This window comes from Achromobacter sp. FW305-C-28 (genome assembly GCF_058783235.1).
In genome coordinates, this window is the sequence record NZ_JBYSYL010000011.1 from 82111 (window position 1) to 103326 (window position 21216).

Annotated in this window: 28 protein-coding genes; 5 read left to right on the top strand and 23 right to left on the bottom strand. The window is 67.6% G+C overall.

The genetic code is table 11. The features are described 5' to 3' along the window. The first annotated feature begins 189 nt into the window (after nt 1-189). Together AC3WMR_RS24045 and AC3WMR_RS24050 are read left to right on the top strand one after the other, a co-directional pair. Nucleotides 190-759: a BspR family type III secretion system anti-sigma factor gene (locus tag AC3WMR_RS24045; RefSeq protein ID WP_492265794.1), complete on the top strand. Its 570-nt coding sequence runs from the start codon at nt 190-192 to the stop codon at nt 757-759. Nucleotides 760-1018: 259 nt separating this feature from the next. Beyond that, the gene (locus AC3WMR_RS24050; RefSeq protein WP_492265793.1) at nt 1019-1630 is read left to right on the top strand and encodes an RNA polymerase sigma factor; all 612 of its coding nucleotides are present in this window, start codon (nt 1019-1021) and stop codon (nt 1628-1630) included. A gap of 73 nt (nt 1631-1703) precedes the next feature. Here AC3WMR_RS24050 and sctC read toward each other — a convergent pair whose 3' ends face one another. From sctC to AC3WMR_RS24165, 23 genes are all read right to left on the bottom strand, one after another. After that, nucleotides 1704-3608: a type III secretion system outer membrane ring subunit SctC gene (gene sctC, locus AC3WMR_RS24055; protein WP_492265850.1), complete on the bottom strand. Its 1905-nt coding sequence runs from the start codon at nt 3606-3608 to the stop codon at nt 1704-1706. 47 nt (nt 3609-3655) lie between these two features. Continuing rightward, nucleotides 3656-4048, bottom strand: a complete 393-nt coding sequence (locus tag AC3WMR_RS24060) for a CesT family type III secretion system chaperone (protein WP_492265792.1) — start codon at nt 4046-4048, stop codon at nt 3656-3658. Next, the gene (gene sctU / locus AC3WMR_RS24065; protein WP_025137537.1) at nt 4045-5103 is read right to left on the bottom strand and encodes a type III secretion system export apparatus subunit SctU; all 1059 of its coding nucleotides are present in this window, start codon (nt 5101-5103) and stop codon (nt 4045-4047) included. Before sctU ends, AC3WMR_RS24060 begins: the two co-directional genes overlap by 4 nt. After that, nucleotides 5100-5900, bottom strand: coding sequence for a type III secretion system export apparatus subunit SctT (gene sctT / locus AC3WMR_RS24070; protein WP_025137538.1), 801 nt, complete (start codon nt 5898-5900; stop codon nt 5100-5102). Before sctT ends, sctU begins: the two co-directional genes overlap by 4 nt. 15 nt (nt 5901-5915) lie before the next feature. Beyond that, nucleotides 5916-6182 (bottom strand): type III secretion system export apparatus subunit SctS, encoded by a 267-nt coding sequence (sctS, locus tag AC3WMR_RS24075; protein ID WP_008163300.1) that lies wholly within the window; start codon nt 6180-6182, stop codon nt 5916-5918. 7 nt (nt 6183-6189) lie between these two features. Further along, complete coding sequence (sctR, locus tag AC3WMR_RS24080) at nt 6190-6858, bottom strand: type III secretion system export apparatus subunit SctR (protein WP_025137539.1); 669 nt, start codon at nt 6856-6858, stop codon at nt 6190-6192. Continuing rightward, nucleotides 6855-7919, bottom strand: a complete 1065-nt coding sequence (sctQ, locus tag AC3WMR_RS24085) for a type III secretion system cytoplasmic ring protein SctQ (protein WP_492265791.1) — start codon at nt 7917-7919, stop codon at nt 6855-6857. The genes sctR and sctQ overlap by 4 nt, the downstream gene beginning before the upstream one ends. Before the next feature lie 12 nt (nt 7920-7931). Then, nucleotides 7932-8498, bottom strand: coding sequence for a hypothetical protein (locus AC3WMR_RS24090; protein WP_492265790.1), 567 nt, complete (start codon nt 8496-8498; stop codon nt 7932-7934). Continuing rightward, nucleotides 8495-9001 carry a type III secretion system stalk subunit SctO gene (sctO, locus tag AC3WMR_RS24095; RefSeq protein ID WP_492265789.1) on the bottom strand — a complete coding sequence of 169 codons (507 nt, stop codon included), beginning with the start codon at nt 8999-9001 and terminating at the stop codon, nt 8495-8497. Before sctO ends, AC3WMR_RS24090 begins: the two co-directional genes overlap by 4 nt. Continuing rightward, a complete protein-coding gene (gene sctN, locus AC3WMR_RS24100) occupies nt 8998-10329 on the bottom strand; it encodes a type III secretion system ATPase SctN (protein ID WP_025137543.1) in 1332 nt (443 codons plus the stop codon). Before sctN ends, sctO begins: the two co-directional genes overlap by 4 nt. A gap of 2 nt (nt 10330-10331) precedes the next feature. After that, nucleotides 10332-10970, bottom strand: coding sequence for an HrpE/YscL family type III secretion apparatus protein (locus AC3WMR_RS24105; RefSeq protein ID WP_492265788.1), 639 nt, complete (start codon nt 10968-10970; stop codon nt 10332-10334). After that, on the bottom strand, nt 10940-11596 hold the full coding sequence (locus AC3WMR_RS24110) for a SctK family type III secretion system sorting platform protein (RefSeq protein WP_492265787.1): 657 nt from the start codon (nt 11594-11596) through the stop codon (nt 10940-10942). The genes AC3WMR_RS24105 and AC3WMR_RS24110 overlap by 31 nt, the downstream gene beginning before the upstream one ends. 2 nt (nt 11597-11598) lie before the next feature. Continuing rightward, the gene (gene sctJ / locus AC3WMR_RS24115) at nt 11599-12435 is read right to left on the bottom strand and encodes a type III secretion system inner membrane ring lipoprotein SctJ (protein ID WP_492265786.1); all 837 of its coding nucleotides are present in this window, start codon (nt 12433-12435) and stop codon (nt 11599-11601) included. Beyond that, a complete protein-coding gene (gene sctI / locus AC3WMR_RS24120) occupies nt 12435-12863 on the bottom strand; it encodes a type III secretion system inner rod subunit SctI (RefSeq protein ID WP_175193354.1) in 429 nt (142 codons plus the stop codon). The genes sctJ and sctI overlap by 1 nt, the downstream gene beginning before the upstream one ends. Nucleotides 12864-12870: 7 nt before the next feature. Continuing rightward, on the bottom strand, nt 12871-13308 hold the full coding sequence (locus AC3WMR_RS24125; protein ID WP_492265785.1) for a hypothetical protein: 438 nt from the start codon (nt 13306-13308) through the stop codon (nt 12871-12873). A 12-nt stretch (nt 13309-13320) separates the two neighbouring features. Continuing rightward, nucleotides 13321-13800 carry a CesD/SycD/LcrH family type III secretion system chaperone gene (locus AC3WMR_RS24130; RefSeq protein WP_492265784.1) on the bottom strand — a complete coding sequence of 160 codons (480 nt, stop codon included), beginning with the start codon at nt 13798-13800 and terminating at the stop codon, nt 13321-13323. A gap of 25 nt (nt 13801-13825) precedes the next feature. Beyond that, nucleotides 13826-15109, bottom strand: coding sequence for a type III secretion system translocon subunit SseC family protein (gene sctE, locus AC3WMR_RS24135; RefSeq protein WP_492265783.1), 1284 nt, complete (start codon nt 15107-15109; stop codon nt 13826-13828). 22 nt (nt 15110-15131) lie between these two features. Next, on the bottom strand, nt 15132-15950 hold the full coding sequence (gene sctB / locus AC3WMR_RS24140) for a type III secretion system translocon subunit SctB (RefSeq protein ID WP_492265782.1): 819 nt from the start codon (nt 15948-15950) through the stop codon (nt 15132-15134). 1 nt (nt 15951) lies between these two features. Beyond that, nucleotides 15952-16452, bottom strand: a complete 501-nt coding sequence (locus tag AC3WMR_RS24145) for a SycD/LcrH family type III secretion system chaperone (RefSeq protein WP_492265781.1) — start codon at nt 16450-16452, stop codon at nt 15952-15954. A 24-nt stretch (nt 16453-16476) separates the two neighbouring features. After that, on the bottom strand, nt 16477-16788 hold the full coding sequence (locus AC3WMR_RS24150) for a hypothetical protein (RefSeq protein ID WP_492265780.1): 312 nt from the start codon (nt 16786-16788) through the stop codon (nt 16477-16479). A gap of 38 nt (nt 16789-16826) precedes the next feature. Next, complete coding sequence (locus AC3WMR_RS24155; protein ID WP_492265849.1) at nt 16827-17417, bottom strand: hypothetical protein; 591 nt, start codon at nt 17415-17417, stop codon at nt 16827-16829. 89 nt (nt 17418-17506) lie between these two features. Beyond that, a complete protein-coding gene (locus AC3WMR_RS24160; protein ID WP_492265779.1) occupies nt 17507-18310 on the bottom strand; it encodes a hypothetical protein in 804 nt (267 codons plus the stop codon). 34 nt (nt 18311-18344) lie between these two features. Continuing rightward, nucleotides 18345-19070: a hypothetical protein gene (locus tag AC3WMR_RS24165; protein ID WP_232786528.1), complete on the bottom strand. Its 726-nt coding sequence runs from the start codon at nt 19068-19070 to the stop codon at nt 18345-18347. A gap of 229 nt (nt 19071-19299) precedes the next feature. On the opposite strand from AC3WMR_RS24165, the gene sctW reads away from it, so the two are divergent. From sctW to sctX, 3 genes are read left to right on the top strand one after another with little or no spacing between them, the layout of a single operon-like run. Then, the gene (sctW, locus tag AC3WMR_RS24170) at nt 19300-20403 is read left to right on the top strand and encodes a type III secretion system gatekeeper subunit SctW (RefSeq protein ID WP_492265778.1); all 1104 of its coding nucleotides are present in this window, start codon (nt 19300-19302) and stop codon (nt 20401-20403) included. Further along, on the top strand, nt 20400-20780 hold the full coding sequence (locus tag AC3WMR_RS24175) for a type III secretion system chaperone family protein (protein WP_492265777.1): 381 nt from the start codon (nt 20400-20402) through the stop codon (nt 20778-20780). The genes sctW and AC3WMR_RS24175 overlap by 4 nt, the downstream gene beginning before the upstream one ends. A 20-nt stretch (nt 20781-20800) precedes the next feature. Next, complete coding sequence (gene sctX, locus AC3WMR_RS24180) at nt 20801-21208, top strand: type III secretion apparatus assembly protein SctX (RefSeq protein ID WP_025137559.1); 408 nt, start codon at nt 20801-20803, stop codon at nt 21206-21208. Nucleotides 21209-21216: the final 8 nt, after the last annotated feature.

Here is a 21216-nt window from a genome sequence, read left to right on the forward strand (position 1 = left end):
GCCTGCGAAGCCGGTAACGCCCTGTTTCGCAGCGCCCGTCCGCGCGCTCGCAATAGCTTAAAATCCGCGTACGTGTCCTGGCGATGGAACTAAAGCGCCATCGGGGTTACTTAATCACAGGGGCAATCAGACCCCGCCGTTAAGACCTCTTTCTGGCCGGATTTCGGACACGCCGGATTTATTGGCTGCATGACAATCTCATCGGTTACCCCTTCGTCGTCATTCGTCTCCCTCGACGCCTTTGCCAAGGCCGCCGAGAGCGGTCAAGACATCTATGTCGACATCGCGGGCGAAAAGCTTCAGGTCCTGGGCATGGGCACCACGCCCGGCGGCCGCAGCGTGGCATGGGTCGCGCCCAATGTCGACACGACCGAAATGTTCGCCCAGGCACTGGCCCGCAGCTACGGCCAAGGCATTGCCAGCGCCGTGTCGCGCGAACTGGGCCTGGAGCCCAACCCTGGCAAACCGCTATCGGCACGCACCGTCGCGTTGGCGCTCGATATGGCGCAGACATCCCGCGACGCGCTTTCCGGCGTCGATTTCCTGACGCGGCTCGCCTTGTCGGCCGCCCACGGCGCACCGGCTTTCCAGCAGGCCTGTGCCGATGCCGGCGTCGCGCCGGCCAGCCTCGATGCCGCCCGCCGCAGCGCGTTGGATCAGGCGATGCAAGCCCGCTTTGAACAAGCCGCCCAATCGGGCCAAAGCCCGGTTGCGCTCGGCACCGCAGCCGGCTGGCTGCGCGAACTGCTCAAGTCGTAGGCATTCGACGCGCCTGGACGCCGCCGCCCCCCGGCCCCCCCTCGAGGCACGGAGTCCGCCTTCGCCGCATTGCGTCCCCGATTGTCAGCCTTAAAAACCGAGCCGAAGCGGTTTACTTATCTTTACATTTCTGACTAAAAAAAAGCTACTTTTGCCTCAATATTTCCATTTTCGAAATATTGTGACACCGCTATGCTGCGATAATTCGCCTCATGCCGGTAGTAACTTGTAGCTTAATACACGTTTCTTTTCCCCTTCCATGAACAACCCCAGCGATTGCACAACCGCTTCCCCGGAAGCGGATCTGCGGCCCATTCGCGCTGACGGCGACGGGCCGGGTTGGGACACGGGCGAGGAATACCTGCTGCGGGACCTGGTGAGGGAACATTCCACCCGGCTGCAGCGCTTCATCATCAAGCACATCGGCAACACCACCGAGGCCGAAGACCTGGCCCAGCAGGCGTTTGTCGAAGCCGCACGCTCATACCGCAGCTTTCGCGGCGAATCACAACTGTCTTCCTGGCTGTACGGCATTGCGCTGAACCTGGTGCGCAACTACCTGTCGCGGGCCCCCGAACGACGCCATGACTTCGTCAGCGACAGCGTGCTGGCCGAGCATGCCTCCAATGACCTGACCCCCGACCGCATCCTGGAACAGAACCAGACCATGGCGCTACTGCAGGAATCGCTGGACGAACTGCCGGCGAACATGCGCGACATTCTGCTCATGGTCGGCCTGGACGACATTTCCTACGAAGAAGCCGCCGCCCTGCTGACCGTGCCGATCGGCACCGTGCGCAGCCGCCTGTCGCGCGCGCGTTCCGCCCTGCGCGACAAGCTGGCCGAAAAAGGCCTGCACCTGGACGACTGAGCGCGGACGGCGTGCGGCCGTGCCGCCGCACGAGCCGTCCCGGCGGCTGCATTCGCTCGTCACACCCCCATCCTCACGGCGCCCTGCCCGTTCCTGGCGCGGCCACCGGCTCGATCTGGATCACCGGCCCCTGCCGCGCGCTCGACTTGCCTTCGAGCACAGGCGTGGCGACCGGATCGGCGGTCGGCGTGCCTTCCAGCCATTCCGACGCCCGCAACGGCCCGGACGAACGCCGCAATTCCACGTTCGGCCCGAACAGGATACGGGTGCGCTGGCTCTGCGCCAGGTCCAGGTACTGCCCGGCCGTCATGCGGCCATCGCCGCCCCAGGTGGCGTTGAGCATCGGCCCGGTGCCCGCGCCGCCCGGCGTAGCCACCATTTCGCCATTGATCGCCACCACCTTCGGGCGGATCAGGAACAGGCGTTCGCGCCGTTGCACGGTCTTGGACTTGTTGGAGAACAGGATGCCCAGGCCCGGGATGTCGCCCAGGATCGGCACCTTGTCGACCTGCTCGGAATTCTGGCTGCTGTTGTAGCCGCCGATCAGCAGCGTCTGGTCGTTGCCGACAATGGCCAGGGTACTGATGTTGCTCTTCCTGACGGTGGGCAGGTTGTCGATCTGGCGTTCTTCCTGGATGCGGCCGTCTTCGATGTCCACCGTGAGTTCCACCCGTGAACCGCTCTTGGCCTCGATGTGGCGCGGCGTCACGCGCAGCGACGTGCCCACGGTGACCGGCGTGACGGTCGCCACGCGCTCGCCGCGGGTCTGGATGTAGAAGGTGTCCGACAGGTCGATCATGGCGCCCAGGTTGTCGGCCGTCAGGATGGATGGCTGCGACAGGATGTTGGCCTGGCCCTTGGTCTGCAACGCGCGCAAGCGCGCCGCCAGCGTGTTGCCCACACTGATGCCGATGGTGCCGGGCGAAAGCGCCGCGCCACTTTCCAGCGGCAGGCCGCCGCTGGGCCCCAGGCCCAGGTTGCCGTAGCCGAACGAGGTCGTGCCGGCGCGCGCGCCCCAGGTCACGCCCAGCTCGCTGACCAGATCGGAATTCACGTCCACGATCATGGCCTCGATCTCGACCAGCGTGCTGGGCAGGTCCAGCTGTTCGATCAGGCTGCGGTAGATGGGAATGCGGTCCGGAATGTCCTGCACGATGATGGCGTTCAAGCGCGCATCGGCCTGCACCGTCGGCTCGCGCAGGCGCAGGCCCGATTTGCCGGCGCTGGCGGGCGCGGGCGCCTGGCCTCCGCCTGCGCTGGCTGCCGGCGCGGCGCTGTCGCCGCCCACCAGCGGAAAGGCGGGCGGGTTATCGCGCAGCGGCGCGGCGATGGCCGCCAGCGTTTCGTTATTGGCCCCGCCGCCGCCCCCGGTGATCAGGTTGCGCAGCACGGTGGACAGGCCCGGCGTCACCACCTTCTGGTCGCGATAGCTGATGGTGCGGTCGTTGACCGAGGCATGCTTGAGCCGGAACACCGCCACCTGCTGGCCGCCCGCGCCCATCGGCAACGCGGCCACGGTGCGCTCGACCAGGTCCACGTAACCCGGCGGGCCGGACACCAGCGCAATGCCCTGGTCCGGCAATTCGCCCCAGCCGAAGCGCGGGTCCAGCACGCCCAGCTGCTGCAAGGCCTGGCGCAACGCGCTGATCGAGCTGCCCATGGCGCTGACCGAACGCGTCTTCATGTCGTTGGTGCGGCTGACGAACAGCGTGCCCGCATAGACGAACCAGTTGAAGCCGTAGACGCCGCCCAACCGGTCCAGGAACTCGGTGGGCGTATTCGCGTTGAACTTGCCGTTGACGGTGCCCGTGACGTTGGGCCCGAGCTGCAGCGACAGGCTGAAGCCGCCGGCAAATTCGCGCAGCAGCGTCTGCAGGTTTTCATCGCGGGCATAGTAGCTATAAGGTACGTTCGGCCAGTTCGGCGCGGCTTGCGCACCTGCCGTCAGGCCCAGCGACAACGCGGTCGCCAGTATCATCCGCTTCAACACGCTTTCTCCTCGGGCGCAGCGCCCGTATCGCATATTCATGCCAGCCGCCGCACGGCGCCGGCCCAAAAAGACAGCGCGTTGGCAAACGCGCCCATGGCTTCGTCCAGATCCAGCTCACTGCTGCCGGGGCGCAGCGATTGCTGCAGCCACAGCGCCCGCCCTTGCGGATCGACCACGCAGGCGGCGGCATGCTGCGCCAGCATGCCGGCGGCGAGCTTGCCGATTTCCTGCACCAGCTCGTCGCGGCCCGCGTTCCTGGCGGGCAAGGCGCACAGCCGCGCACTCATGGCCAGCCAGCCGTCGCGGCCCGGTTGCAGGTGTACCCGATAGGTGTCGTCGATCACCATCGTCACGCGGCCGTCGGGGCGGGCGGAAGGCGCCAGGCCGTGGCGCGTGGCATAGGCGGAAATCAGGGGATGTGCGTTCATGTCGGGGCGTCCGGATTGCCAGCCAGTTTCCTGACGAGCCGCAAGACTTCGGCAACGGGCTCGATCAACTCGCTGGGAATGTATTGATCGGGTTGCGCGGACGCCATCAGCGCGCGCGCAAGGGGAATGTTCTGCATCACGGGCACGCCGGCTTCGCGCGCGGCCTGCATCATCTGTTCGGCCAGGGCGCCCTCGCCCTTGGCCAGCACCATCGGCAACGGCGTTTCACCGGGCTCGTAGTAGATCGCCACCGCCAGGTGGGTCGGGTTGGTCACCAGCACCGACGCCTTGCGGGTATTGGCCACCGCGCCGTGCATCACCATTTCCTGGTGCAGGTGCTTGCGCTTATGCTTGATGTGGGGGTCGCCCTCCATCTCCTTGAATTCCTGCTTGATATCTTCCTTGCTCATCATCAGCCCCTTGCGGTACTGCATGCGCTGCCAGACGAAATCGGCCAGCGAGATCACCACGTAGGCGACGGCGATGTTGATGATCAGCGTGCGCATCATGCCGCCCACGCCGGCCTCAAGACCGGCCAGGCCGCTGTGCGGCACCGCCATCAGTTCCGGCAGCGCGTCGCGCACCACCAGCGTCACCAGCACCGACAGGAAGGCGATCTTGACGATGGACTTGATCAGTTCGACCAGGTTCTTCTTCGAGAAGATGTTCTTCAGGTTGCTCATCACGTCCAGCTTCTTGGCCGACGGCTTGAGCTTTTCGAATGCCAGCACCACCCCCACCTGCAGGAATTCCGAGAACATGCCCACCACCAGCACGATCAGCACGAACGGCAGCACCAGGTACACCGCTTCACGCAGCGCCGCGTCCAGCGCCAGCGGCAGCGCCTGCTCGAACGGCTGCCCTACCAGCGTCGAAGGAATCAGGATCAGCCGGCCCAGCGCCTCGACGATGCCATGGGCGTTGCCCAGCATGTAGCCGAACAGCGACAGCACCAGCAGCGTCTGGGTGAAGTCCTTGCTGTGCGCGACGTCGCCCTTCTGGCGGGCGTCGCGCAGTTTCTTGGTGGTTGGCTGTTCGGTCTTTTCGCCGCTCATGGCGCCCGCCATTGGTTGTCCAGGAACGGCAAGGCCGAACTGATCTGCCCCGTGGCCTCGGCGGCATACTCGAACAGCGTGTTCATGTAGAGCACCATCACCAGCAGGGCCAGCGCGCTCTTGATCGGCATGGCCAGGAAGAACACCTGCAACTGCGGCGCGAAGCGGCTGACCAGCGCCAGGCCGACTTCGGCCAGGAACATGGCGACGATCGCCGGCGCGGCAAACAGCAGCGTCAGCCGCAGGAAGCGGCCCAGCTGATCCAGCATCAGCGGCACGCTTTCGCGGCGCAGCGTAGGCGCCCAGTCCCACAGGTCCCACAGCCGGAAGCTGTCGTACAGCATCGTCAGCATCAGCGTGAAGCCCCCGCCCACCAGGAAGAACACCATGAAGGCCTGGTTGAACAGGATGCCCAGCGGCGACGAATCGTTGCCGGTAGCCGGGTTGATGGTGGCGCCCAGGCTGGCGCCGCGCTGGTTGTCCACCACGAAGCCCACAGCCTCGAAGATCCAGAACGGAATCGCCACCAGAAAGCCCATCACCAGGCCGACGAAGACTTCTTTGACGACCAGCAGCACCAGTTCGATGGCGGACGGGTCCATCTGCACGTAGCGTGGCGACAGCGCCGGCACCAGAACGATCCCGATGGCCGCGCAGATGGCGTAGCGCAGCATGCCGGGCAGCAGCTGGCGGTTGAACAGGGGCAGCATCGCGCACAGCGCCAGGATCCGCGGCTGCGTCAGCGCCAGCGTGCCCAGGAAGACTTTCGCTTCGACGTAGGTGATGCCCGAGATCATGGCCGCGTGTCGCTCCTAGTGGATCTTGTAGAAGAGATCGAACACGGAAATCGTGAAGTTGTAGAGCTCGGCGCTGAGCCAGCGCGCGGTCAGCATGATGGTCGCGAACACGGCGATCAGCTTCACGGCGAAGGACAGCGTCTGTTCCTGGATCTGCGTCAGCGCCTGGAACAGCGAAAACAGCGTACCCACGATCGCCGCCACGGCGATCGGCGGCAGCGACAGCCACAGCACCAGGTACAGCGCCTGGGTCATGTAGGAGACGAGGTCGACGGTTCCCATGGCGGCCTCAGGCGTAGGACAGCACAAGGCCCTGGATCAGCCGCGTCCAGCCGTCGACCATGACGAACAGGAACAGCTTCAGGGGCATCGAGATCGTGACCGGCGATACCATCATCATGCCCATTGCCAGCAGGATGTTGGAGACGATCAGGTCGATGATGACGAACGGCAGGTACAGCAGGAAGCCGATCTGGAACGCCGCGGTCAGTTCCGACAGCAGGAACGACGGAATCAGCACCAGCAGGTCGTCCTGCTTGAGGTTGCGCGCCTGCTGCTCGCCCCACAGGCCGCGCGCGGTACGCATGAAGAAGTCGCGCTGCTCGGGGCGGCTGTTCTTGAGCATGAAGGCGCGCATCGGTTCGGCGCCGCGCGCCACGGCATCCAGGATGCCTTCCAGCCGGTCAGGCTGGGGCTGGCCCGGCGCCACCACGGCGGGCGGGGCGCGCAGTTCATCGCCGATCTGCATCACCACCGGCCCCATCACGTAGGCCGACAGGATCAGCGCCAGACCGTACAGCGCCATGTTCGGCGGCACCTGCTGCACGCCCATGGCGTTGCGCACCAGCGTCAGCACCACCGCGATCTTCAGGAACGAGGTGGTCATGACGGCAGCCAACGGCACTAGCGCCAATAGCGCCAGTACGACCGCCAGGCTGATGGGATCCGCGCCGCTCATGCGCCCGCCTTGCCCAGGCGATGCAAGGTCACGCCGATGCGCCCGTCGATCTCGACCAGTTCGCCGCTGCCGACCAGTGCGCCGTTGGCGCGCACCAGCACAGCGCCGTCGGCAAGCGGCCGTTCCAGGTCGAAGGTCTCGCCGGGCTGCAACTGCTTGAGTTCGCCCAACGTGATCTGGCGCTCGCCCAGCTCGAACGTGAGCCGAACGGGAATGGCGTCGATATCGAGCGGCGCCTGGGCGCCCGCTTCGGCATCGGCCGGGGTTTGCGGCGTCTCGGTCATGAGGGAAGTCCAGCCTTGAGTGATGAGGTATGAGGAATCCTGGCGGCGCACCCGCAGCCCCTGGCCGCCGGCACCCAGCCACAGTTCGCCGTCGGGCGTGACCAGGCTGTGGTCCAGGAAAACGGTGTCGCGCGGCGCCAGGGCGCGCAGGTCCGCGGCCGGCAGCCAGGTCCAGCCCAGGCAGGCGGCGATGCGCACGGGCACCGCGTCGGTGTCGATCTCGTTGGAGGCGGGCGCGGCGCGGCCCACCAGGCCGGCCAGCAGCATCAGGCCCAGGCCGTCGGCTTCCAGCGTCGCGTAGACAGTATGGCCCGTGGCTGGATGGCGCGCGGCCACCGTCCAGGCCTGCGCCAACGTGGGCGCCGGGCCGTCACGGCCCACCACGCGCACCGGTCCGCCAGGCGAGGCCTCGCTCAGGCCGGCCACCACTTCGGCCAGCAGGGTCTCGATAGCGGTGGACACCAGGGCGGGCGGAAGCGCGTCGGCTTCCATGCCCGGCAGCCGGGCGGCCAGCCAGGCATCGGCGGCGCTGGCCGGCAGGCCCAGGCGCAGGCGCGCCCCGGCCCATTCCAGGTCGGCGGACAGGGTGGCGGATTGGCGCAGGGCGTCGGGCACGCCGGGCGTGAAGCCCAGGCGCCAGTGCGCCGGCTCGGCGTCGGTGCCGGCCAACGGCGCCAGCGTCACGGACAGGTCGGCGCCGTGGCGCGCGATCAGCGAGCGGGCGCGGGCTTCGTTGGCGGTCAGGCGCGGCAAGGGATGTTGCAAACTTGCGGTCATGGGTTCCAGGGGTCAACGAGCCGGCGCCGAAGCGTCGGTCTCGGCCAGGCAGGGATATTCGGGATCGTCGGCGCTGACGCGCACGCGCGCCGGCCGCGCCAGGCTGTCGGCCAACTGCTCGGCCAGCGGCCGGGCCATGGCATTCAGGCGTTCACGCGAGGCCTCGTTGGCGCAGACGAAATCGGCGACGACGCGGCCTTCTTCTTCATAGACCGACACGCTCACGCCGGGCAGCACGTCGTCCTTCAATTCCACGCGCACCTGGCGCCGGCCCTGGCTGCCGTCGGCCACCAACAGTTGCTCCGCGCTGCCCAGCAGCGCGTCGGCCAACGCCGACGATGGCGCCTCGGCAGGCACGGGCGCGGCCGATGCGGCGGCGCCAAACAGCGAGAACGGCGTCGCCGCCGCAGGCGGCGCGGGCGGCTTGCCATCGGCGTCGGGGTCCTGCGCCAGCGCCTGCTCGAACGCGCGCCGGTCGGCGTCGCTGGCGTGGCGGCCGGGGGCCTGGCCATCGGATTGGGCCAGGCCGGTTCCCTGGGGTATCGCGGTTTCCAGGCCGATGCGTCGGTCGATGCTCATGCCGGCTCGAACTCCTCGTGCTGTTCCCAGTCTTCGCGGTCGCGCGACAACGTGGCGGCCTCTTCCATTTCCATGTCTTCTTTATGCTCCAGCGCCTTCAGGTGCTCGGCCAGGTGAATGCTGGCCAGCTCGACGAACTTGCCGGTCAGGCGCACCGCCTGCTGGTGACGCGCACGGCTGTCGGCCAGGGCCTGGCTTTCTTCCTGCAGGCGCTGGGCAGCCTGTTCCAGCGCGGTTTCGCACTGGCGCTCGCCCTCGCGCAGGCCGGCCACGCCCTGCAGCACGTTTTCGATTTCTCGCACCCGCACGACACGGCTGCACAGGTCGCGGTACATCTCGCGCTCGCGCCTGTCGGCCGCTTCGCGGAAATCCGTCAGCGCCTGTTCCGAGGCCTGCCGGGCGGCATCGGCCTCGGCCTGGCGCAGGCGCTGGCGCGACACCGCGATCTCGGCCTGGCCTTCGCGGAACCGCTTGATGGCGAGCAGCTCGTCAAAGACGTTCATCGCGTCCCCACGATGGCGCTCATCTGCGCCAGGGCATCGGCCAGCGTGGCCCGTTCGTCGGTGCGCTGGCGCAGGAACTGGTTGATCGCGCCGATCTTGTCGATGGCCTCGTCGGTCACCGCGTCGCCGCCGCGCTTGTATTCGCCGATCTTCACCAGCAGTTCCACTTCCTGGTACTTGGCCATCAGCTCGCGCAGCCGGCCGGCGGCCTGTTTGTGTTCGGGCGTGATGACGGCGTTCATGACGCGGCTGGCCGAGGCCAGCACGTCGATGGCCGGGTAGTGGTTTGCCGCGCCCAGCTTGCGCGACAGCACGATGTGGCCGTCCAGGATCGAGCGGGTTTCGTCGGCAATGGGCTCGGTCATGTCATCGCCTTCGACCAGCACGGTGTACAGCGCGGTGATCGAGCCATGCTCGTTCATGCCGGCACGCTCCATCAACTTGGGCAGCGTGGCGAAGACCGACGGCGGATAGCCGCGGCGGGTCGGCGGCTCGCCCGCCGCCAGGCCGATCTCGCGCTGGGCGCGGGCAAAGCGCGTCACCGAATCCATCAGGAACAGCACGCGCTTGCCCTGGTCGCGGAAATATTCGGCGATGGCGGTCGCCACATAGGCGGCCTTGGCCCGTTCCATCGACGACTTGTCGCTGGTGGCGCAGACGATCACGCTCTTGCGCCGGCCTTCACGGCCCAGTTCGTGTTCCAGGAATTCCCGCACCTCGCGGCCGCGTTCGCCGATCAGCGCCACCACGGTCACGTCGACGTCGGCGCCCTTGACCAGCATGCCCATCAGCGTCGACTTGCCGCCACCGGCCGCCGCGAAGATGCCCATGCGCTGGCCTTCGCCGCAGGTCAGCACGCTGTCCAGCGCGCGCACGCCCAGTTCCAGCGGCTCGGAGATGATGCGGCGCTTGAGCGGGTCCGGCGCTTCGGCGAACACGGGGTAGAACTTGCTGGCCTCCAGCGGACCGAGTTCGGCTTCATCCAGCGGCCGGCCCAAGCCGTCCAGCACGCGGCCCAGCAGCCCCGGCCCCACGGGCACCATGTGGGCGCGGCCGGTGGGAATGACCTCGGTCGCGGTGGAAATGCCGTACATGTCGCCGATGGGCGTGAGCAGTGCGGCGTCGCGGGCAAAGCCGACGACCTCGCCCTTCATCTCGAAGTTCTCGCCTGGGTTGCGCAGAATGCAGACCTCGCCCACCTTCACCGACGGCACGACTGCCTTGATGATGGTGCCGATCACCTGCGTGACCCGGCCCTTGATGCGCAGCGTCGGCGTGTCCTGCAGCGCCAGCGACATCATTTCCGAGATGTAGTCGAATTGCCGCATGGCTAGACCCGGCTGCCCAGGGTGCGCTGGAAGGCCTGGCGCAACGCCTGGATCTGCCCTTCCAGGCTGGCTTCGACCATGCCGATCTCGCTTTCCAGGATGCAGGCGCCGCGCGCCAGCCGCCCGTCAGCCAGGATGTCCAGGTAGCCCACGCCGGGGTAGGCAGCCAGCAGGTCGTTGATCTGCTCGCGCACCGTGTCCACTTCGGCCGGGTTCAGGCGCAGCGTCATCTGCTTCTGGTTACGCACCACTGCCAGGGCATTGCGCACCACCACCATGACCTTCTCGCGGTCGTCAAAACCATCGACCACCTTGCGCACGGCCGACATGACCAGTTCGACCATCTCGTTTTCGACACCGGCGAAATATTCGACCGTGCGGCCCACGGTTTCGATCATCTTTTCGGCCTGGTCCAGCAATGCGGATTCGCGGCCTTCCTCGTAGCCGCGTTCGCGCTCGGCCTCGAAGGCCGCCTGGGCGCCACCGACGATCTCGTCGGCCTGCGCCCGCGCCTGCGCCAGCAGTCGCTCGGCATCCGCCCAGGCCGCGTGGTCGGCGGCCCGCAGCACGCGCAGGGCCGGATCGATGCGGCCGGCGGCAGCCCGCGGCGTCAGCGGATCGCGGGGAATGAGGAAAGCCATGTGGGGTCCGTTTTCTTCAGTAGGGACAAGCCCAGCGACAGCGCCTCTTGCCCCGACAGGGGGGATGGGCCGGCGGGCAGGTCGGGCAATTTCAATTCGGCGCGCTGCGCCAATTCAGGGCCGCCGCCGGCCAGCGCCGTGCGCAGTGCGTCGCGCCCCAGCGTGTCCAACGCGGCGGTCGTCTCGGCCAGCGACCAGGCGCTGCTGGCGACAATGCCCCCGTGCAGCGACCCGGCGGTGCGCCGGGTAAAGTCCAGCAAGTCCGCGCCCAGGTCCGCGATCAGCGCGCGCACTTCGTCGCCGGCAATGGCACGGCGCAGCCGCGGGCCGCACAGCACGGCGCCCAGCCGACGCGCGCACTGCGCCAACGCGTCGGGGGCCAACAGCGCCAGCGCCAGTTCGGGGCGCTCCGGGTCGGTCACGGGGCGCTGGCGCAGGCCCAGGGCATCCAGGATGTCGCGCGACCAATGCCGGTGCCAACGCGCCGCCAGCGCAGGCGCGGCGGCCATCGCCGCCAGCGTGGCCGGCGACGCATAGGCCGCATGGCGGCTGGGGTGCAGGGTACGGCTGGGCAGCTGGTTGAATTCAACCAGCCGGCGGTCCAGCACGGTCAACGCCAGCGTCATCGCTAGCGCCCTTCGGACACGGGTTCGCGGCGCTCGGGCCGGGTGCGGCTGGGCATGCCGTAGCGCCACAGCAGGTAGCCGACGACGCCGGCCAACGCCAGCACCAGCACGACCAGCCCCACCAGCCACGCGGTCAGCGTCGTGGATGCGCCTTCACCGGGGTCGATGCCCATGGCCTGGCGCGCCGCATTGGCCGCAGCCGCCGCCGCGCCGGCCGGTTGCGCCGACACCAGCGCGATCGACACCCGGTCTTCGGTCAGCCCGGGAATGGCGTGCGTGACCAGCTTGCGGATCTGCGGCTGCAACGCGTCCAGGTTGTAGCCGGTCTGGTGCTTGATGAACACCGCGGCCGTGGACGGCGTGGTGGTCTCGCCGACGCCGCCGCGCTCGGGCAGCACCACGTGCACCCGGGCGGCCAACACGCCGTCCATCTGCGACAGCGTGTTGGTGAGTTCCTGCGACAGGGCGTAGATGTAGCGGGCGCGCTCTTCCAGCGGCGACGACACCAGGCCTTCCTTGCGGAAGATCTGGCCCATGCCGTCGAAGCGTTCGCGCGGCAGGCCGCGAGCGCGCAGGATATCCAGTGCGCGGGCCACCTGCTGGCCGTCCACCGATACGGCCACGCCCGTCTTGGTGGTGGCCTTCTGCGCCGAGATGCCGGCATCCAGCAGCACCGACAGCACTTCGTTGGCCTCGCTTTCATTGGCGGCCGAAAACAGCTCGACCCGCGAACCGCAGGCGGCCAGCAGCAACGCCAGGGCGAACAACAGCCAGCGCAGGCGGCGCAGCGGTGAGGCGGCTTGGTCGGCAGGAAGGGACAACGTGGCAACGGCGTGCATTAGGACATCCTGACGAGCGTATCGATGTTTTGCGTGGTGCGCGAAACGGCCTTGCCGACCATTTCGTACTGCACCGAGATCTGCACCAGATCGGCTTGCAGGCGCAGCATGTCGGCGATGGACGGCTCGGTGGACATGGCGTCCAGGCGGCCGGAGATGTTCTGCCACTTCTCCGAATACTCGGTGGTGGTGCTGCGCAGGCTGGACAGGATCTGGTTGCCCAGCGTGGCCGGGGCCGCGTCGACCCCGGGCGTGAACGCCGATTGCAACGCGGCCTGCAGGCCGGTCAACGACGGCGCGCCCGCCTCGGGCGCGGCCATCAACTGGTTGAAGCGTTCGGTGACCAGCTCGGACGGCGTGGCGGCCGGCGCGGCCTTGACCGAGTCCAGCGCCGGCGACAAAGCGGCGGCAAGCGCGGTGATTTCCATGATTTTCCTAACCTTGATCGGTTTGCAATCCCAACAGCGAACGCGCCAGCGCGGCGCCCTCGCCACCGGCATCTGTGTCGGCGCAAGCCTGCAGCAAGCGCACGCTTTCGGCGTTGCGGCCCGCCAGTTGCAGCGCCAGGCCACGCCAGGCCGCCAGCAGCGTGCGCTCGCCCGCGGCGCTGGCCTCGCCCTGCTCCAGCAGCCGCACGGCTTCATCGGCCCGGCCCGCATTCAGGCGCGCCACGGCCAGCCCCAGCCATGGGTAGGCGCGCCCGGGGCGCAAGGCGCGCAGGGCAAGAAAGATGGCGTCGGCGCGTGCGACGTCGCCTCGGCCCGCGGCCAGGAAGCCGACTTCGGCCAGGCAGCGCGCGTCGTCCGCTTCAAGTACAAAAGCCGTCTCACCCGAGACGGCCGTTGCCGAGCCTGCGCCCACCCTATCGTTCATGATGCTTGCCGCTCATGGGCGGGCCTCCTTGTCGGCCAGCGCCAGCAACGAAGCGGCGCGCGCGCCGGCCTGGGCATAGGCACTGTCGGCCTCTGCCGCCGCCACCACCAGCCGCAACGATTCGCGCGCGGCATCGGACTGAGCCAGCGCCAGCTGGCATTCGGCGACGCGCAAGGTCGCGTCAGGCGACGGCGGGAACAGCACGCCGATCAGCGACTGGATGCGGATCGCCTCTTCGAAACGGGCCTGCATCTGCAGGCACAAAGCCAGGCCCGCCAGGTAATGCTTGCGGGTCGGACCGTACTGCGACAGAAAGGCGAACATAGGCAAGGCCTGCGCGTACTGGGCCTGGGCCACATGGGCATAGGCCATCGCGTAGATCACTTCAAGCTGGTCAGCCGTCAGCCGGTGGCTGCCGGGCAGCGCCGCCAGGCCGTCATACAGTTGCTGCCCGAAGGGGCTGCGCACATTCGCGGATGAAGATTGGGACATGGTGTGGGTTCCGATGTTGCGCGGGTCAGACCATCGCGCGCTTGCCGATATTGGCGGTGACCTGGCTCATGCTGTCGGCCGCGGCGTTGATCATCTTGCTGACCATCTGCATCGACTCATCCATGGCCTGCATCACGCTCTTGATCTTTTCACGCTCGTCTTCCATCGACGCCTGCAGCTTGACCAGCAGGGCCTCGAGCGCTTTCTTGTCAGCCAGCACCTTGTCGGCCGCCTCTTGCGCCTGGGCCGACTTGATGGTTTCGGCGCCGGTGGCGATCTGGCCCGCCCCCTTGGCGACGGAGGCCACACCCGAGGCCACCTGCCCGGCCGTCTTGGCCGAATCGGCCACGGTGCGCGCGGTTTGCGAGCCGACATTGGCCGCGGCATTGGCCCCGGCCGACACGGCGCCCGCGCCAAAGGTGGCCACCGCCATCACGATGCCCACGGTGATCGTGGCCACCAGGCCGACAGCCATGGCGATGTAGCCGGCGGTCTGCGGGTCCGCCCCGGCCAGCACCGCGATGGCGCCAGCCATCTTGCCCAACGCGCCGGGTTCGATCAGGATCGCGCCGGTCATCAGCATGGCGGCACCCGCCACGATATTGCCGATCTTCTCGGCCATTTCAGGCTCGACGCCAAACGCCTGCAACAGTTTGCTGACCACCTGCGTCACCAGGTTGCTGATGCTGATTTCAGGCCCGCCGCACTCGGCCGATATCTGGTTGGCCAGCAGGCTCACCGCCCCTGCCACGGCAATCGCCGCCAGCGTGACCATCAGCGGACCCGCCGCGCCTCCAGTCACCGCGGTCGCCGCCACGGCGGCCACCACCATCAGCGCGGCCGCAATCGCGGCGACGATGGCGCCGATCCAGCCGAAGATCTTGCCCAGGATGCCGCCCTTCTCGGCGTCCTTGCTCTTCTGGATCCACTCGTCGACCTTGCGCAACTGCTCTTCGTTGTTCTTGGCCTGCTCGATGCGGTTGTTCTCGATGTTTTCCTTGGCGCTGCGCAGCTGCGCATCCTGCGTCTTGCCTTGCAGCGCGCGCAGCAGGTCCACCATTTCCGAGGCCGAGAATTCACTCGCCGGCGGCGCGATGGCCGGCTTGCCGTTGGCGTTGGTGACGCCGTCGCCCGCGCTGTTGCGCGCCTGCGCCACGCTCGAGGCCCACTGCGAGGCCAGCGCCGCCAGGTCCAGGCCGCTGGCGGCCTGCAAGGCGGCCTGGGCCGCGGCGCCCGCAACCGCTCCTGCGCCGGACGGGTCCAGCGCGGGCGGCAGGCCCGCATTGCCGGTAGAAGGCCGGATATCCATAGTGGTGGCTCCCCAGGCGGGTTCAGAGGTTGCGGGCGATGCCGCGGGTCGTTTCGCTGCGGCTCTGCTCAATGGCGCCGAGCTTGTCGCGAACGTCGCGGATGACATCCATCATCTGCTGCATCAAGTCATTGGCGTGCTGCGCGCCGGATTCGAATACCTTGGCGTCCGCTTCCAGCCGCGCCCGCGCCGCGTCGGCTTCGCCAGCCTTGCGGTCGTAAGCGGCCTGGACGATGCCGCCCACGCCGCCGGCCATGCCGCTCAGGCCCTGGCCGATACCCGACGAATTGGCGGCAAAGCCGTCCAGCTTGGCCTGCGTGACCGTCTGCTGCGCCGTCAACGGGCTGGACGTGGTGGTCATGCGCGCCGATGCCCCCATCGCGCCCATGCCGCCCAGCCCGACGCCGGCCTGGATGGCGCCGCCCACGATCTGGCTGATGCCCTGGGCCAGCGCACCCTTGAAGCGTTCTTCGGCCGCTTCCTTGATCTTGTCCGCCGCCGACATCAGCGCCTGGGTCTGCGCATCCATCGACGCGGCCCGATCCGCTCGGGCAGCGTTGCGCTGCTCTTGCGAGATCTTCTGCAGCAGCGCCATCACCGCATACATATCGGTGTCGGCAGACGCCATCAGCTTGTTCATGGCCTCTGCCACACCCGCCGAGGCGTTGCCCGGCGGCGGCGGCAGGCCCAGCGCGGCCAGCTTGTCGGCCGCACCGCCCCTGGCCACGTACTGCGTGGCGTCCAGCTCGGTAAAGCCGGCGGCGGGCGGCGGCGCGCCATCGGCGCCGGCCAGGGGATTGAGCAGCGCCGGATTGATGCCGGCGTTATTGATGTTGATCATGTCAATTCTCCTTGGCGCCGCGCGCGGCGAGCAGGGTCCGCAGGGCCTGTGCGCGTTCGGCCAGCACGGCGTGGCGGTCGGGTTTGCACATGGCCAGCGCCAGGTCGCACGATTGCAGCGCGGCGTCAGACTGGCCCATTTCCAGCAGACACTGGGCGGCGTAGAACACCGGGGCCGGCTCCAGCGGGTCCAGCAGGGTGGCCGCCATGTATTGCTGCAGCGCGTCAGCATGCTTGCCCATGGCCTGGGCGGTGGCGCCCAGCGCCACCAGGTAACGGTGTTCGGTGTGGTCCAGCGACACCAGGTAGGCCAGCACCTTGAGCGCGTCGGCGTAGCGCGCCTTTTCATACAGGCCATAGCCCAGGCTATAGAGCGCCTCGCATTCGTCGGCGGTCATGCCCTTGAGCTGGCCCAGGCTGCCGCCTCGGGCCAACTGGCCGACGATCTGGTCGTGCAGCGCTGCGTACTCTTCGCCGGTCATCGGCGCCTGGGCGGTTGTCATCGGGCGGCTCCTGGTGCGTGTCGTTCAGACCATCGTACGCGGACGCTTGACCGGGGCGCCGGCGGCCCGCGGTGCGCTGCGCTGGCGGGCATAGGCCGCTTCTTGCTCGACTTCACGGTCGATCGCTTCCATGTCCTGGCGAAACAGGGCCTGGGCCTCGTCGCGCTGGCGGTCGTCCATCGGCTGCGCCTGCAGCGTCGAACGGACCTTGTCCGGGTCCAGGCCCAGCTTGCGCAGCTTGTCGTCGGATTCCTCGATGGACCGCTGGGCATCGCGCACGGCGGCTTCGGCGCGCTCGATGATGTCCTGGATGTTCTGCTCTTGGGTATCGGCCATTGCCGTTCTCCGGGGTGGGCGTATTTATTGGGGGCAGATCAGCGCATGTTGCCGATGATCGACGAACGGCTGTCCTGCATCTTCTTGACGAAGTTGGTCATCGTGTCGAAGGCTTCGTTGCGCTTGTTCGACAGGCTTTGCAGACGCAGCATGTCCATCTGCTGGCTGTTGCTGGCGGCGTCCAGCTTGCTCTTGAGGTCGGGGATCGCCTTTTCCAGGCCTTCACGGGTCGGCAGGCCGGTGACGTTCGCACCGGTGACGTTGCCCTGAGCATCCTTGACCGGCGTGGCCTTGACGGGCGCCGGGTCCATGCCCAGCTTGAACGCCAGGATGGCGTAGTCCTTGGCCAGCGCGTCGTTCGTCGGCGTGCCGACGTTGCCCTTGACCACGTCGCCCGGCTTGGCGTCCTTGGACTCCAGCGAGCCCTTCATGCCGTTCAGCTTGGCCTGCATGTCGTTCAGGGCGCCGGTCATCTCATTGCGCTTCTGCACTTCCTCGATCTGGCTCTTGAGCTGGCTGTCCAGCAGCTTGGTGCGTTCGGACTGCACCATCATCAGGGCGGTCTCGATATCCATGCCGGCGAGGTTGCTCAATCCGACGTTGCCGACGTTGGCGCTGTTCACGTTCATGTTCAAGATGGGCTCCTGGCCCGGGCTGACTGCCCGGATTCGATGTAGACGGTTGACCGACGATGCAGCGTAAGTAACGGAACCCGGCCTCAGGTTCCACGAATCTTTTCCGAAATCGACATCTTGCTGTCCTGCATCTTCTTGACGTAGTTGCTCAGCATTTCCGCCGACTCGTTGCGGCGGTTGGTCAGGGCTTGCAGACGCAGCATCTGGTCCTGTTGCTGGTTGGACGTCTCGTCGATGGCGCCCTGCACCCGCTGCACGGCCTGGCGCAGTTCGCCATAGTCCGAGTCGTAGCGGATGCCGCCCGGGCAGCGGTTCAGCGTCTGGCCTGGGTAATCGGGCGTCATGAAGCCGTCGCCGCCGGCCATTTTCTTGACCAGCGTCTCGGCCAGGAAGTGGCCGCGCAGGTCGCCCTTGTCGCGCCACTTGACCAGCAGGTCGGCCTGGTCGGGCGGCAGGTAGGCGTGGGCGAATTCCTTCATGTCACCCATGTGGCCGAACAGGCGCCAGGTGTTGCTGTCCGAGGCAAACCCCAGGTTCAGGCCCGCCTCGGCGGCCGCCCGGTTGATCTCGTCGGCCCGGCGAAAGCTCCAGCCGCCGCTGGCATCGTCCCATTCCTTGTTGTGCTTGGCGTTGGCGTTGAACTGCGCCTGCACCCCTTTCAAGCCGGCCTGCACCGTATTGAGCAGCTCCAGCCGGCGGTTCAGCGCACGCAGTTCCTGGATCTGCGTCTCGATCTGCTTGTCCAGCAGGCGGCCGCGCTCACCCTGCACGCTCAGCATGGCCGTTTCCTGGTCGGCGCCCACCAGGTCCGCGCCGCGCACCCCGCTGGAACTCTCCAGGCTCACCCCGCCCAGCATGGGCTGGCTGCCGCTCACCGGTCCGCTCATCGGTCACCCCTCTGTGCTTTCGCCGTCCGGGGGCTCAACGCATGTTGCCGATGATCGACGACCGGCTTTCCTGCATCTTCTTCAGGAAATTGGTCATGACGTCGAAGGCCTCGTTGCGCTTGCCGGTCAGGCTTTGCAAGCGCAGCATTTCCATCTGCTGGGTATTGCTCAGGTTGTCCAGCGACGACTTGATCTCGTTCACGGCCTGCTTGTTGGCGTCGATGGTCTTGCCGTTGTCGACGATCTTCGCTTCCAGCGCCGCGATCTTGCCGTTCAATTGGTCCACGAAGTTCTGCACGACCCGGCCCTTGGCGTCCATGGTGCCGTTGCGGTCGACGTCGCGGGGCGCGTCGTCGCCGGTCGGGATCGTCAAGCCAGCCGCCTTGATCTGGGCCAAGGTATCGTGCGACAGCTTCTTGTCATCGCCCTGCCCCCATGACAGGCCGTACCAGCCCTCGGGATTGGGGCACTTGCTGGCCGACAGGCGGCCTTGCAGGTCCTTCAACTGGCCGATCTGGTCCTGCAGGCTGACGTTGGCCGACTCCAGCTTCAGGTTGTCTGCCGTCTTGGCATTCATGGCCTCGTTCATGCCCGCCATCTGGCCATTGCGGCCGTTCACCGCGTCCAGCTGCTGGCGCAAGGCGTCTTCCAGCATCTGCGAACGCTGGGTCTGCACCGTCATCAGTGCGGTCTCCAGGTCCATGCCCGACAGATCCATGCCGGCTACGTTGCCCACTCCCAATCCGGAAACCGTAGACATTCCATTCTCCTTTGACGGTCGCCCGCTGTCTGCGGCGCGCCCCTGATCCATCACGGGTTAACCCTTAAATTCGGCTTGGCAGCACCGGTCCTGAAACTTCCGCTGCCTGCCCCGTGTACGTAACGGATGCCGCGCCAGGGTTCCCTGCAATCGGGATGGAACTTTCCCGCCCCAACCGTTACTACCCCAGACCATGCGCGGCTCTCGCCCGCCGCCTACCCGCGTCCCCATGAACCGTATCGATACCGGCCTGCCCGCTTCCTCCGCTTTCTCGTCCTCGACCGCCGACGCCGATATCCAGTCCGGCCAGCCGCAGGTCGGCACGATGCTGGGCCAGACCGCGGTGAAGGTGGACGGCGAGGTGTCACTGGCGGATTCCGCCGAAGAGCTCAGCCTGCACATGGCCGAGAAGGCCGAGGACAAGCACCACGCCGAACGCAAGGTCGGCCGTGAAGCGCCGCTGCAACTGCTCAGCGCCGAAGCGATCGTCGCCTTCCTGGCCGAGGCCCACGACGCCGACGCCCAGGAAAAGCTGATCGAGCTGGCCCGCCACCTGCTGGCCGGCCAGGCCGACCCGCGCCAGGCGGCCGCCCAGGCGTTCGGCGACGCGGCGCGCCAATACCTGGGCCTGCAATACGCCCTGCGCCAGGGCGAACGCGACGGTGCCCCCGAAGACGTGCTGGACGGCCTGCGTGAGGCGCTGGCCGACCTGGAACTGGAAAGCGGTCCGCAGATACGCGCCAGCCTGAACACCATCGGCGCCGCGGCGGGCTACGCCGACGATGCCCGCGGCATCGCCGACTTCCAGCGCACCTACCAGGACGTGGTGCTGGGCGAATCGTCGCTGGCCAAGACCCTGGGCCTGGCGCTGGAACGGTTCGGCGGCAAGGATGTGGCCCGCGGGCTGCAGCAACTGATCCAGGCGCTGGGCCAGGACCTGGCCGCCGCGCGCCCATCCACCAATCCGGACCGGCTGCAAGCCCTGATGCAAGACCTGTATCAATTAGGCGTGGCCGTCACCGTGCTGGACGGTTGCGCCGAGCTGGGCCAGAAGCTGGCCAGCGAACACGGCACGACGCTGGCGGCAGACCGGCTGATGCAGGACCTGGTCAACGTCAGCAACGAAAAATGGGTATCGGAATCGCGCTTTTCGGCGCTGGCGTCCGGCCATGGCGTGGAGTCGGTCGGTGCGCGCATCGTTTTCCTGGGTGGCGTGCGCGCCGTGCTCAAGGATCTGCCGGTGCCGATGTTTCCCGACCTGGACGCGCGCCAATCCGTCCTGAACGCGGCGCAACTGGCCCTGGATGCGGCCATCGACGAGGAATACGAATGAACAGCCTGGACCGCGCGCTGAGCGCCTTCGGCGAGCACATCGGCATGGACGGGCTGGCCCTGGGCCCGCGCGGCAATGTGGCGCTGCAGCTGGAATCGGGCCGCCGGGTGGCCATCGAGGCGGCCGGCGACGAAGTACTGGTGTACGTGTCCGAACCGGTGCCCTACGACGCCCCGCAGCGCCTGCTGCAAGCCTGGAAGCGGGCCCACCATTCCCGCCTGGAAGGCTATGCGGTGCAGGCCGCGCTGCGCGAGCAAGACGGCCTGCCGCGCCTGCTGGCCGTGACGCGGCTGCCTGCCGCCCAGGCCGGCGCCCCGGCGCTCAAGCAGGCGGTGGACGCGCTGTCGCGCTGGCTTGACGACGCACGCACCGACTGACCGGGACGGAGACCCACACCATGTCCGATATGCGCATCAACGGCTATGCCTTCGACCGGGGCCTGGACGGCATTTCCTACGCCGGCCGCGAAGCCGCCGGCCAGCATCTGCCGGACCGCCACGAACTGGCCCCGCCCACTGACGGCGTCAAGGCCCAGCTGGCCCAGTTGCTGGACACCCCCGGCACCGATCGCTACCTGGACAGCCAATTGCGCCCGCCGCTGGCCAACCGCGACCTGCTGCTGCCCGGCAAGTTCGGCCAGGCCTTGCAGTCGGCGCTGGACGGGCTGGCCACGGCAGCCGAACAGGCCCAGGGCAGCAACCCGGAAGACGCCCGCGCGCTGAACCGCGCCGTGCGGCTGCTGAAAGACGAAGCCGGCCTGCGCGACCTGGTCGCCATGTACCGCAGCGCGTTGTACCAGGGATGAGCGCCGCC